We start from the raw sequence: 13,296 nt of genomic DNA, 5'->3' as shown, positions 1-13,296 counted from the left end.
GGTATGGGCAAGCCGCGCCATATCGCTGTCATTGACGTTGGCAAGACCAACGCCAAAGTCGTTGTGGTTGATGCTGCCAGCGGTGTTGAGCTTGCAGCACGCAGCACGCCCAACCGCGTGGTCACTGGCGGCCCCTATCCGCATTACGATACCGACGCCCTCTGGACGTTTTTTCTGGCCTCGCTGACGGAACTCGCCGCAACACCCGGCTTCGACGCGATATCCGTCACAGCCCATGGCGCAGCGGTAGCCCTGCTCGGAGACGACGGCCTGGCCATGCCCGTCATCGACTATGAACACAGCTATCCCGACGCGGTGCGCCGCGCCTATGCGGACATGCGGCCGGACTTTGCCGAGACCGCCTCGCCCTATCTGGCCGGCGGACTGAATGTCGGCGCGCAAATCCATTACCAGAAGTCGCAGTTTCCCGAACGGTTCCGGGATGTCAGAACCACCCTGACCTATGCGCAATACTGGGTGTGGCGGCTGACCGGCATTGCGGTCAATGAAGTGACGTCGCTCGGCTGCCATACGGATCTGTGGAATCCGCGGGAAGGTGATTATTCCAGCCTTGTCGAAACGCTGGACCTGCGCCCGCTCCTGCCGCCGATCCGCCCAGCCTTCGATCATATCGGCGATGTGCTGCCCACTCTTCAACATCAGCTGGGCATCAGAAATCCTGTGCCGGTCTTTTGCGGCATTCACGATTCCAACGCGTCGCTGCTGCCGCATCTGATGACGCGCAGCTCGCCATTTTCCGTCGTCTCAACGGGCACGTGGGTGGTGCTGTTTGCCGTGGGCGGGCAACTGGACAGGCTCGATCAGGCGCGTGACACGCTTGCCAATGTCGACGCCTATGGCAAGGCGGTGCCGTCAGCCCGTTTCATGGGTGGGCGGGAGTTTGACCTTTTGACGGGCGGCAATGCCGTCGCGCCCGATACCGCAACGCTCGACCGGGTCATCCGCGATCAGCTGATGCTCCTGCCAAGTCTCGTCAAGGGAACAGGGCCGTTTCCAGACCGGGAGGCCGTATGGCCGAACGGCGAAGCCCGGACACCTGCCGAACGGACCGCCGCAGCCTCGCTCTATGCCGCGCTGATGACTCATGTCAGCCTCGGGCTGATCGGGGCTGAGGGCACCACGATGGTCGAAGGTCCCTTCGCCCGCAATGCGGTGTATCTGTCTGCCTTGCGCAGCCTGACGGGGCGTGACGTGGCGGCCCTGCCGGGTTCGACGGGAACCAGCCTTGGCGCGGCGATTCTGGCGGGCGCGACAATCCCTGTGCAGGCAAAGGCGGGAAACGTGCAGCCGCTCGATGCCGCATTCGACACCTATGCGGCGATATGGCGGGACCACCTTGCATGAAAAAGGCGGGCCGAAGCCCGCCTTTCCCTTTCAGTAGTTACCGGCTGTCAGCCGGCATAGGCAAGGGCTTCGTCTTCGCTGACACCGCCATGCAGTGCGCGGTCAAGCTGACCCTTGTCCAGTTCACCTTCCCAGCGGGCGACAACGATTGTTGCGACCGCATTGCCGACGAGGTTGGTCAGCGCGCGGCATTCCGACATGAAGCGGTCGATACCGAGGATCAGCGCCATGCCGGCGACCGGCACGGCCGGAACCACGGACAGCGTTGCCGCCAGCGTGATGAAGCCGGCACCGGTGATACCGGCAGCACCCTTGGAGCTGAGCATGGCCACCAGCAGCAGCAGAACCTGATCCGTCAGGGTCAGCGGCGTGTTGGTTGCCTGGGCAATGAACAGCGCAGCCAATGTCATGTAGATGTTGGTGCCGTCCAGGTTGAAGGAATAGCCGGTTGGGATGACGAGGCCGACAACGGACTTCTTGCAGCCCGCCTTTTCCATTTTCGCCATCAGCGTCGGCAGGGCGGCTTCGGATGAGCTGGTGCCGAGAACGAGCAGCAGTTCTTCCTTGATGTAACGGATCAGGGCGAAAATCGAGAAGCCGTTGTAGCGGGCGACGGCACCGAGGATGATGACCACGAAGAGGATCGAGGTCAGGTAGAAGGTTCCGATGAGGAACAGCAGGTTGGCAACCGACGAAATGCCGTACTTGCCGATGGTGAACGCCATGGCGCCGAAGGCACCGATGGGAGCAGCCTTCATCAGAATGGCGACCAGCTTGAACACCGGTGCCGACAGCACGTGCAGGAAGTTGGTGACCGGCGCTGCGCGCTCGCCGACCATGGCCAGCGATACACCGAAGAGAACCGAGAAGAACAGCACCTGAAGAATGTCGCCGGAGGCAAAGGCACCGACGATCGTCGTCGGAATGATGTTCTGCAGGAAGCCGATGACACTCTGTTCATGCGCCTGCTGCGTGTAGGTGGCGACCGAGGCCGGATCGAGCGTTGCCGGATTGATGTTCATGCCGGCACCGGGCTGCACGACATTTGCAACGATAAGGCCGACGATCAGCGCCAGTGTCGAGAAGGTGAGGAAGTAGATCATCGCCTTGCCGGCGACGCGGCCGACTTTCTGCAGATCGCTCATACCGGCGATGCCGGTCGTCACGGTCAGGAAAATGACCGGAGCGATGATCATCTTCACCAGCTTGATGAAGGCATCGCCGAGCGGCTTCATGCTGGTGCCGACATCGGGATAATAGTGGCCAAGCGCGATGCCGATGGTGATGGCAACGATGACCTGGAAATACAGATGGGTATAGATAGGTTTCTTGACGCGCGGCTGCGGTGCTGCGCTGATGGTCACAGGACTCATGTCTTCCTCCATGGTGCGAGCCGCGTCTGGCAGAAACCCTGTCAGCCTCCCGGGCCCTTCTTGTTCTCGAGAACAACGCATGCGTTCTCTGAAAAGGCATAAGCAAGCACCGTGCCAATCTTGATTTATTTGATAAAATATTGATTTTATTACATATTATTTTTATCCTTCGGGCGCAGGATATAAAAACGTGCGGAATTTCGCACAAACAGATTGTCAATCGTGCGGATATATGCACAAATTAGCCATGGACCGCCCCCTGCCAAACGATGCCGATATGCTGCCCCGAACCGGGGGATTCAGCACCATGGGCAAAATCGTCTATGGCGCCCTGGCCGTTTTCATCATTCTCGGCGCCCTGCTGGCCGCCAATGACTACGGCCGCAACCGCGCCTATGTCGCGCTGGAAACCCGGGCGAGAAGCGCGGCGGAACTCAATGCCGTCCTGCTGCGGACCGTGCTGGAGAAGCAACGCTCCCTGCCCTTCGTCCTCTCGCAGGACCGCGACCTCATCAGCGCGCTGTCATCCCGCAGCGAAAGCATGCTGCATCTTGTCGACCGCAAGCTGGAAAGCCTGATCGAAGGCACGCACGCGTCCGTCATCTATCTCCTCGATGCAAAGGGCACGGCCCTGTCGGCCAGCAACTGGCAGGAACCGACCAGCTTTGTCGGCGTCGACTACAGTTTCCGCCCCTATTATCTGCGCGCACTCGCCAATGGCAGTGCCGAGCACTATGCGCTCGGCACGATCAGCAAACGGCCGGGCCTGTATATTTCGCGGCGCATCGACGGCCCATCCGGCCTGCTGGGCGTGATTGTCGTCAAGGTCGAGTTCGACGAACTTGAGGCCGACTGGCGTCGCAGCAGCGACCCTTCCTACGTCATCGACCCGCGCGGCATCGTGCTGATCACAAGCTTTCCCGAGTGGCGGTTCATGGCGCAGGCGCCGATCCCGGACGAACAGGTCGGCCCTATCAGAGAAAGCCTGCAGTTCGGCAGTGCGCCGCTCGAACCCTTGAACGTTGCGCCCGCCTTGACCCAGGCGACACCGGACAGGGTAACCGCCCAGCTGCCGGGCTCCAGCCAGGACGCGGAATATGTCCGGGTCCGCGTCCCCGTGCCGACAACCAGCTGGACGCTGCAACTGCTGACGCCTGCCGGCGCGGCGGTGAGCGAAGCCATCCGCGCGGCGCAGCTCGCCGCCCTGGCGGTCATTGCGCCTGTCCTCGGCTTTACCGCGTTCTTCCTGCATCGCCGCGGCCTGGCGCTGCAGCGCCTGCAGGAGCAGCAACTGGCGCGCCTCGAACTGGAGCGCCGCGTGGCGGAACGCACCGAAGCGCTGAGCACCGCCCATGCCGAACTGGTGATGCAGGCGGAGGAGCGGCAGAAAACCGAAAACAAACTGCAGACGGTGCAGCAGGAACTGGTGCAGGCCAACCGCCTTGCCATTCTCGGGCAGGTGACGGCGGGCGTTGCGCATGAGATCAACCAGCCCGTGGCAGCCATCCGCGCCTATGCCGACAATGCCGGGACGTTTCTGTCGCGCAATCAGGTCGAACCGGCCAGGGAAAACCTGTCGGCCATCGCGGGCCTGACCGAACGCATCGGCAGCATCACCGATGAACTGCGCACCTTCTCGCGCAAGGGCACAGGCGATGCCGGTCCGGCTGACGTCAGCGACGTCATCGAAGGCGCGCTGCTGCTGCTCGGCAGCCGTTTCCGCCAGACCGTCGGCAAGATCACGACCGAGACGCCGCCGGCCGGGCTGAGGGTGCATGGCAATCGCATCCGGCTCGAACAGGTGCTGATCAATCTGATGCAGAACGCGCTGGAGGCAACCGAAGGCGGGCCATCCAGCCGGATCAGCGTCGGCTATGCCGTTGCCGATGACGAGGTGCAGCTGACCGTGGCCGATAACGGCCCCGGCATTCCCGAGGACATCATGCAGGCGCTGTTTACCCCCTTCAATACCTCCAAGGACCGCGGGCTCGGGCTTGGCCTGGTCATCTGCCATGACATCGTCGCCGAGTATGGCGGACGCATCGAAGTGGACAGCAGCAGCGCCGGAACCCGATTCACCGTCCATCTCAAAAGGGTTGCCTGATCATGGGTTTCCAGCCGCAAATCGCCTTTGTTGACGATGATGACGACCTGCGCAACGCCAACAGGCAGACGCTGGAACTTGCCGGGTTCAGCGTGATTCCGTTCGCCGATGCCATGAGTGCCCTGCGCTTCCTGACACCGGAATTCGCCGGCGTCGTCGTCAGCGATATCCGCATGCCGCATGTGGACGGGCTGGAATTTTTCCGGCGCCTGCGCGCGATGGACGCGGATCTGCCCGTCATCCTGATCACCGGGCATGGCGATATCGAAATGGCCGTCGAGGCCATGCAGGAAGGCGCCTACGATTTCATCGCCAAACCCTATCCGGCCGAGCGCCTCGTCCAGAGCATCCGCCGCGCCGCAGACAAGCGCCAGCTTGTCATGGAAAATCGCCAGCTGCGGCAATTCATGGAGGCCTCCGACGAAACGGTGCCGCTGATCGGCCAGACACCCGTGATGCAGAATCTGCGCAAGACGCTGCGTCATGTGGCCAATGCCGATGTGGATGTGCTGATTGCCGGCGAGACAGGCAGCGGCAAGGACGTGGCCGCCGGTCTCCTGCATGAATGGAGCCGTCGCAGGCAGGGCAATTTTGTCGCGCTCAATTGCGGCGCCCTGCCGGAATCGGTGATCGAGAGCGAGCTGTTCGGCCACGAGGCCGGAGCCTTCACCGGCGCGCAGAACAAGCGTATTGGGCGGATCGAACATGCCAGCGGCGGTACATTGTTCCTCGACGAGATCGAGAGCATGCCTTTGGCCACCCAGGTCAAACTGCTGCGCGTTCTGGAAATGCGGGAAATCACGCCGCTTGGCACCAATGAACACAGGCCCGTGGACCTGCGCGTCGTGGCTGCTGCCAAGGTGGATCTTGGCAGCCCCGAACAACGCGCCAATTTTCGCGAAGACCTGTTCTACCGCCTCAACGTGGTCACGGTTTCAATACCGCCCTTGCGCGAGCGCAAGGAGGATATTCCGCTGCTGTTCACGCATTTCCTGCACCGCGCCGCCATCCGCTTCAAGACGGAACCGCAGGACATAAACGCGGCGATGCGCGCGCGGCTGATGGATCATGACTGGCCCGGCAATGTGCGCGAACTCGCGCATTTCGCCGAGCGGGTTGCGCTGGGTCTGGATGAAATGACCAGTGAACAGACGCCGTCGCAGACCAGCACGCTCACCTTGCCCGAAGCCATGGAACGCCATGAGGCAAGGCTCATCCGCGAGGCCCTGACGGGCAACAATGGCGATGTGAGGACAACGATCGAGGCCCTGGGCATTCCGCGCAAGACATTCTACGACAAGCTTCAGCGCCACGGCATCGACCGGGCTGATTATGTCAAAGGAAAGTCACCCCCGGACCAGATCTAGCGGATATCTGCCTGGTGCGCTCCGCCACCGAGAGACGCTCGACCAGCGGGCATTCGAGCTTGGTGATGGGGTAGCGCGTTTCGCTCCCCGGGGCATAGCTGTCGAGCTGTTCGATGGCCCAGCGGCCCATCGCCCGGTGCGGCAGAACGGATGTTGTCAATTGCGGGTGCAGGTGCCGTGATATTTCTTCATCGTCATAGCCGATGACCGAAATGTCCACCGGGATGCGGATGCCCGCTTCCTTCAACGCTTCGTAGCAGCCGATGGCGGTCCGGTCATTCTGGCAGAAAATGGCAGTGGGCCTGTCCTTCAGCGCCAGCAGCGTCTTCGTCGCCTTGTAGCCCGCGCTTGCCGACCAGTCGCCCTCGATCACCAGTTCCGGATCGAAGGGGATATCGGCGGTCGCCAGCGCCCGGCGATAACCGCGCAGCCGGTCCTTCGCCGCCTCCATCCACGGCTCACCGGTGATGATGCCGATGCGCCGGTGGCCATGCTGGATCAGGTGGCGGGTCGAGTGCTGGCCGCCGGCAATCTCGCTCGGAACGACCGCCGGAAAGGCATAGTCGGCGGTATAGCAGTTGAGGAGCACCAGCGGGATATCGAGATTGTAGAGGTAATCCGGCAACGTCACCTCGCGGGTAAAGATCGCCATATAGATCAGCGCGGAAATCCCCTGCTCGCGCAGGGCGCGGATGGTGCGCGGCTCCATCTCGGGATCATTCAATGTCTGGGCAACCAGAATGATGTTGCCTGCATTCCACGAGGCCTGCCGCGCGCCCTCAATGGCAACGACCGCTTCGGGACTGGTTGCCAGCTGGTCGACCACGAAGCCGATCTTGCCGTCGACCGCAGGCGCATAGGCATCATGGCTGTCCAGGTGGGCAAAGTTGGGCGCGGCATAGCCGAGCGAGCGGGCAGCCTCGATCACGCGTTCGCGCGTTTCCGCCGCCAGCTTGATGCCCGGCGTCTTGTTGAGCACGAAGGAAACCGTTGCCTGCGAACAGCCGGCGATGCGCGCGATATCGGTCATCGTCACGCGCTTGTTGACGCGTTTGCGCCGGGCCGTGACCCGGACGGGCTTTTTCTTTTCAGTGGTCACATCATCCACTGTGTCATTCATTCGAAAACAGCCCTTTGCCACATGCAAGCACGGCTGAATCAATCAAACCGCGTGGGAATGATTATGCAGCGAAACACCGGCTAATCAACATAAATAATTATTGACTAATTTTTATAAATGAAGATGATCAGACCAGTGGAATTTCCACGCTCTGAATTTCTGGGAGGAAAATTCGTATGTCCATCACCCGTCGTACCCTATTGCTCACCTCGGCCGCCGGCCTCGTCGCCGCCATGGCTGCAGGCAGTGTTTTCGCCGCGTCGCCGCCGCTGAAGAAGAAAGACACCTACAAGGTCGGCTTCGCCCAGACGGAAAGCAATAATCCGTGGCGTCTGGCCCAGACGGCCAGTATGCAGGAAGAGGCCAAGAAGCGCGGCTGGCAGCTTGTCTACACGGATGCGGCAAGCTCCGCGGCCAAGCAGGTTGCCGACGTCAATTCGATGATCGCACAGGGCGTCGACCTGATTTTCCTGGCCCCGCGCGAGGAAAAGCCGCTGATTCCGGCGATCAAGGCCGCCAAGAGCGCCGGCATTCCGGTTATCCTGCTTGACCGCAGCGTCGATCCATCCCTCGCCAAGGCCGGCGACGACTATGTAACCTTCATCGGCTCCAACTTCATCGAAGAGGGCCAGCGCATCGGCGAATGGCTGGTGGCCAATGCGAAGGGCAAGACCAAGATCATCGAACTGGAAGGCACGACCGGCTCCTCGCCGGCCAACGACCGCAAGAAGGGCTTTGACGACGTCATCGCCAAGCATTCGGATTTCTCGATCGTTGCCTCGCAGACCGGCGATTTTGCCCGTGACAAGGGCCGTCAGGTCGCCGAAACCCTGCTGCAGGCGCATCCCGACGCCAATGTCATCTACGCCCACAATGACGAGATGGCGATCGGCGCGATTTCCGCCATTGAAGCGGCAGGCAAGGTGCCCGGCAAGGACATCCTCGTCCTGTCGATCGATGGCGGCAAGGAAGCGGTCCAGGCCGTGGTCGACGGCAAGATTGCCGCGGTGGTCGAATGCAATCCGCGCTTCGGCCCCAAGGCCTACGATACGGCAGCCGCCTATGCCGCCGGGGAGAAAATCGCCCCGAAGATCATCAATCCGGACCAGTTCTACGATGCCGGCAATGCGGCAAAATTGTTGAGCTCCGCCTATTGATATCTGACGAAGCCAGCGCTTCCATGGAGCGCTGGCTTTTTCATGTCTGGTGCAACCCTGCATCCAGGCAAAAGCTCCGGATGATTTCAGAAACGGCTTTGCAATGGACACCGATATTCTTCTGTCGATGACAGGCATCGACAAGCGCTTTGCGGGTATCCCTGCCCTTTCCGCCGCCTCGTTCACCGTGGCACGCGGCGAGGTGCATGCGCTGATCGGCCAGAACGGCGCGGGAAAATCGACGCTCATCAAGGTGCTGACCGGCTATCACCGGCGGGACGCCGGCGACGTGAGTTTCGACGGCAAGCCGTTTGAAGTCGCCTCGCCGCAGCAGGCGCAGGCGAACGGCATCAGCACCATCTATCAGGAAATCAATCTGGTGCCCTACCGTTCCCTGACGGAGAACATCTGCCTTGGACGGGAGAAACGCCGCTTCGGCCTGCTCGACTGGGCGAGCATGCACCGGGAGGCTGAAAACCTGTTGCAGCGCTTCAATATCCGGGTCAATGTCCGCCGTCCCCTGATGGAATTCAACACGGCAACCCAGCAGATGGTGGCCATTGCCCGCGCCATCGGGTTTTCCGCCAAGCTCGTCATCATGGATGAGCCGACCTCCTCGCTCGATGAGCGCGAAGTCGGCGTCCTCTTCAACGTCATCCGCCAGTTGAAACAGGACGGCGTTTCCGTGGTGTTCGTCAGCCACAAGCTGGATGAACTCTATGCGGTGTGTGACCGCGTGACGATCATGCGCGACGGCCGGACGATCAGGACCGCCCGCATGGATGGAATTGAAAAGATCGAGCTCGTCTCGTCCATGCTGGGGCGCAGCATTGAAAAGACCGAGGGCCACGCCACCGCCTTCACCGCGCGCGATGAAAAGAACATCGGCAAGGTCCTGCTGTCCGCCGACAATCTCGCTGTCGGGCAGATCGTTCAGGACGTCTCCTTCACCATCCGCAGCGGCGAGATTGCCGGTTTTGCCGGACTGCTCGGCGCGGGCCGCACCGAAACGGCGCGGCTGGTCTTCGGCATCGACCGCCTGAAGGCGGGTGCCATGACCTATGGCGACAAGACGTTCGAACCGCGGCGGCCCTCCGACGCCATCGCCGCAGGCATGGGTTTCTGCACAGAAGACCGCAAGAGCGAAGGCATCGTGCCGGACATGAGCGTCGCAGAAAACATGATGCTGGCGCTGATGCCGAAACTCGCCAAATCCGGGGTGATCGACGAGAAGGCGCAGCAGGAGATCGTGAAACGTTTCATCAAACAGCTCGGCATCAAATGCTCCGGACCGGACCAGAAGGTGCGCGAGCTTTCCGGCGGCAATCAGCAGAAAGTCCTGCTCGGGCGCTGGCTGGCGATGAACCCGCGCCTGCTCATTCTCGACGAACCGACGCGCGGCATCGATGTCGGCGCCAAGGGCGAAATACAGTCGCTGATCAAATCGCTGGCGGATCAGGGACTGGCCGTGCTGATGATCTCCTCCGAGCTGGAAGAGGTCATCGAGGGCGCCGACCGGGTGTTTGTGCTGCGCGACGGTATCAGCGTCGCCGAATTCGGCCGCGCCGCCGCCACCGAAGATGCGCTCATGGGCGCCATGGCCCACGGCAACGCGCCCGCTGTCGAGGAGGCCCTGGCATGACCGGCACACCCCAAGTGGCGCGCACGACAGCCCGGCGTTTCGATCCCTTCGACTTCCTCGCGCGCTACGGCACGCTGATCGCGCTGCTGCTGCTGATCCTGTTCAACCTGGTATTCACCCGCAATTTTGCAACGATACAGACGCTGAATGTGAACCTCACCCAGGTCTGCACCATCGTCATCGTTGCTGTCGGCATGACGCTGGTCATTGCAACAGGCGGCATCGACCTCTCCGTCGGCTCGCTCATGGCCATCTCGGGCGCCCTCGCCCCGATGATCTTCCTCGGCAAGATCATGCCCATCGGCAACATCTATCTCGCCGTTGCCGCTGCCATGCTCGTTTCCATCGCCGTTGCCGGGCTGTTCGGCCTGTTCAATGGCTGGCTCATCTCCGCCTTCCGCATCCAGCCCATCGTTGCCACACTGGTGCTGTTCATTGCCGGGCGCGGCATCGCGCAGGTCATGACCAACGGCAATCTGCAGACATTCCGCGTGCCGCAGTTCCAGTTCATCGGGCTTGGCCGGGTGCTCGGCATTCCGGTGCAGGTCATCCTGATGCTGCTGATTGTCCTTGCCGCCGCGTGGATGCTGAAACGGACGGTGTTTGGCCGCCAGATCATCGCCATCGGCGGCAATGAGCGGGCGGCAGAACTGTCCGGCATTGCCGTCGCCAAGGTCAAGCTGCTGGTCTACGCAATCAGCGGCCTGTGCGCGGGACTGGCCGGGCTCGTCGTCATCGCCATCAACTCCTCCAGCGACGCCAATCTGGTCGGGCTCGGCATGGAGCTTGACGCCATCGCCGCGGTCGCCGTCGGCGGCACGCTGCTGAGCGGCGGCAAGGCCACCATCATCGGCACGCTCATCGGCGCCATGACGATCCAGCTGGTGCGCTACACGCTGCTCGCCAATGGCGTGCCCGATGCCGCCGCACTGGTGGTCAAGGCGGGGATCATCATCCTGGCCGTCTGGATCCAGCAGCAAGGCAGGGCGCACGCATGACCCGGACACGATGGATATCCCTGCTCGGCAGGTACGGCGTGGTGGTCGCGCTGCTGCTGCTCGTCCTGTTCGGCTGGCTGCGCTACGATTATTTCCTCGGCTTTTTCAACATATCGAGCGTGCTGCGCTACAATTCGATGTTCGCGCTGGTGGCGCTTGGCATGTGCTTCGTCATCATGACCGGCGGCATCGACCTCTCCGTGGGGTCGACCGCAGCGCTCGGCAGCGTGGTCGCCGCGCTCTTCAGCCCGCAGGGTGCATGGATCGGGCTTGGTGCCGGCGTCGGCGCCGGGCTCTGCGTCGGCCTCGTCAATGCCGCGCTGGTGACCCGGCTGAAGATCATGCCGTTCATCGCCACGCTCGCAACCATGCTGGCGGCCAGCGGCACCGCCCTGCTGCTCGCCGACAACCAGTCGGTTTCGGTCTCCTATGACAGCGGCTTTACCAGCATCGGCCAGGACAACTTTTTCGGCTTCCCCATCCCGGCATGGATAGCGCTTGCCGCCTATATCGCCGGCTGGATCATCCTCAACTTCACCAGCACCGGACGCGGCGTGCTGGCCGTCGGCGGCAATGAGGATGCGACGCGGATGATGGGCCTGCCGGTCGGCCGGATCAAGTTCCTGGTCTATCTTGCCAGCGGCGGCCTCGCCGGTCTGGCCGGCGTCATCCTCGCCTCGCAGTTCGGCGCGGGTCAGCCGATTGAGGGCGTCGGCTGGGAGCTTTTTGCCATTGCCGCCGTGGTCGTCGGCGGCACCCTTTTGACCGGCGGCGTCGGTTCGGTCGGGGCAACGCTGGCGGGTGTGCTGCTCCTCGGCATTCTCTTCAACGTTCTCAATTTCGAGAACGGCAAAGGCTGGATTTCGCTCTCCGCCTACTGGCAGTCGGTCATTCGCGGCCTGTTTCTGCTCATTGTCGTTGTCCTGCAGGCGAAGCTCGCCGCGCGCGGCAATGCAGCCGTGCGGGACCACTGAGCGTGCGCGCGCTGCTCGGCCCCCAGCCCTTCGGAATGTTCGCCGGGGAACCGGTGTTTCAGGCGACGATCCAGTCGCCATCCGGTGCGCTGGCGCATGTGCTGAACTGGGGCGCTGTTATCCGCGACCTGCACATCCCGCTGGCGGATGGCACGCCGCAACGGGTGGTGCTCGGCTTCGACCACTTCGATCCCTATCCCGTCCAGTCGCCCTATTTCGGCGCGCTGGTCGGGCGCTACGCCAACAGGATTGCCCGTGGTCGCTTTACCCTTGACGGCAGGGAATACCAGCTCGACCGCAATGAAGGCGGGAAACAGACCCTGCATGGCGGCGCGATGGGGACGTCGCAGCGCCTGTGGACCATCGCCGACTGGAGCGCCTCGTCGGTCACGCTCGCCTTGCGGCTGCCCGACGGCGACCAGGGTTTCCCGGGGGCAATGAAGGTGCGCTGCACCTACCGCTTCACCGCGGATTCGACGCTGTGCATGGACATCACAGCGACCACCGATGCGCCGACAGTCACCAGTTTCGCCCAGCACAGCTATTTCAATCTCGACGCGTCCGACGATATCCGCGACCACCGGCTGCAGATTTTCGCCGACAGCTATACGCCGGTCGCGGACGACCTCATTCCGACCGGCGACATCCTGCCGGTCGACGCAACGCCCTTCGAATTTCGCGCGTCGCGCCTGATCGGCGCGCAGCCGCCCGCGGCCTATGACCACAATTTTGTGCTGAGCGGCGCACTCAGGGACGGCCTGCGCCATGCCGCGTCGCTCGCCGCGGATAATGGCCTTGAACTGCAGGTTCATACGAGCGAACCCGGCCTGCAATTCTACGACGGCCGGATGATCGCCCCCGGACTGACCGGCCTTGGCGGCAGGCGCTACGGGCCGCATGCGGGCCTGTGCCTGGAGGCCCAGCACTTTCCCGACAGCCCCAACCAGCCGCATTTCCCCGGTACCGTGCTGCGGCCCGGCGAGACCTACCGGCAGCAGACGGAATTCCGCTTCTTGCAGATCTAGCCTGTTGCCAAGCGCCGTCTCCCGTCCTATGCCGGAACGCAAAGCAGCCGGATGAGGAGCGTTTTGGTATGGCGAGCAATGTGGCATTGACGGGATTGGCGCGGGACATGCAGGCGCGGGCGGATGCGGGTCGTCCGATCCGCATCGGGCTGATCGGCTCGGGCGAGATGG

The 13,296-nt window shown here is 62.5% G+C and carries 10 protein-coding genes; 8 read left to right on the top strand and 2 right to left on the bottom strand.

Going from position 1 to position 13,296, the window contains the following annotated elements:
* Nucleotides 1-3 precede the first annotated feature (3 nt).
* Nucleotides 4-1,365 carry an FGGY-family carbohydrate kinase gene (locus ACP7B1_RS21050; RefSeq protein WP_346306888.1) on the top strand — a complete coding sequence of 454 codons (1,362 nt, stop codon included), beginning with the start codon at nt 4-6 and terminating at the stop codon, nt 1,363-1,365.
* Nucleotides 1,366-1,412: 47 nt separating this feature from the next.
* Here the strand turns inward: ACP7B1_RS21050 and ACP7B1_RS21045 are convergent, their stop codons facing one another.
* Nucleotides 1,413-2,738 (bottom strand): dicarboxylate/amino acid:cation symporter, encoded by a 1,326-nt coding sequence (locus tag ACP7B1_RS21045; protein WP_223614765.1) that lies wholly within the window; start codon nt 2,736-2,738, stop codon nt 1,413-1,415.
* Between the two features lie 232 nt (nt 2,739-2,970).
* Between ACP7B1_RS21045 and ACP7B1_RS21040 the strand changes: the two genes are divergently transcribed.
* Complete coding sequence (locus tag ACP7B1_RS21040) at nt 2,971-4,842, top strand: sensor histidine kinase (RefSeq protein WP_426137236.1); 1,872 nt, start codon at nt 2,971-2,973, stop codon at nt 4,840-4,842.
* A gap of 2 nt (nt 4,843-4,844) precedes the next feature.
* Nucleotides 4,845-6,209: a sigma-54-dependent transcriptional regulator gene (locus ACP7B1_RS21035; RefSeq protein WP_346306886.1), complete on the top strand. Its 1,365-nt coding sequence runs from the start codon at nt 4,845-4,847 to the stop codon at nt 6,207-6,209.
* On the opposite strand, the gene ACP7B1_RS21030 is transcribed toward ACP7B1_RS21035, so the two are convergent.
* Nucleotides 6,178-7,329, bottom strand: a complete 1,152-nt coding sequence (locus tag ACP7B1_RS21030) for a LacI family DNA-binding transcriptional regulator (protein WP_346306885.1) — start codon at nt 7,327-7,329, stop codon at nt 6,178-6,180. The genes ACP7B1_RS21035 and ACP7B1_RS21030 overlap by 32 nt on opposite strands.
* A 176-nt stretch (nt 7,330-7,505) precedes the next feature.
* On the opposite strand from ACP7B1_RS21030, the gene ACP7B1_RS21025 reads away from it, so the two are divergent.
* From ACP7B1_RS21025 to ACP7B1_RS21005, 5 genes are all read left to right on the top strand, one after another.
* Nucleotides 7,506-8,486: an ABC transporter substrate-binding protein gene (locus tag ACP7B1_RS21025; protein ID WP_403182079.1), complete on the top strand. Its 981-nt coding sequence runs from the start codon at nt 7,506-7,508 to the stop codon at nt 8,484-8,486.
* Between the two features lie 103 nt (nt 8,487-8,589).
* The gene (locus ACP7B1_RS21020) at nt 8,590-10,128 is read left to right on the top strand and encodes a sugar ABC transporter ATP-binding protein (protein WP_346306884.1); all 1,539 of its coding nucleotides are present in this window, start codon (nt 8,590-8,592) and stop codon (nt 10,126-10,128) included.
* Nucleotides 10,125-11,126, top strand: coding sequence for an ABC transporter permease (locus ACP7B1_RS21015; protein ID WP_346306883.1), 1,002 nt, complete (start codon nt 10,125-10,127; stop codon nt 11,124-11,126). The genes ACP7B1_RS21020 and ACP7B1_RS21015 overlap by 4 nt, the downstream gene beginning before the upstream one ends.
* Nucleotides 11,123-12,100: an ABC transporter permease gene (locus ACP7B1_RS21010; RefSeq protein WP_288194655.1), complete on the top strand. Its 978-nt coding sequence runs from the start codon at nt 11,123-11,125 to the stop codon at nt 12,098-12,100. Before ACP7B1_RS21015 ends, ACP7B1_RS21010 begins: the two co-directional genes overlap by 4 nt.
* Before the next feature lie 2 nt (nt 12,101-12,102).
* Entirely contained in the window at nt 12,103-13,125 is a 1,023-nt protein-coding gene (locus ACP7B1_RS21005) for an aldose epimerase family protein (protein ID WP_346306882.1), read from the top strand.
* The last annotated feature ends 171 nt before the right edge of the window (nt 13,126-13,296 follow it).

The organism is Phyllobacterium sp. SL163 (genome assembly GCF_049896885.1).
Taxonomy (GTDB): Bacteria; Pseudomonadota; Alphaproteobacteria; order Rhizobiales; family Rhizobiaceae; genus Phyllobacterium; species Phyllobacterium calauticae.
Note: the sequence above shows the minus strand (reverse complement) of the source record. Positions and strands in the feature narration are given on the sequence as shown.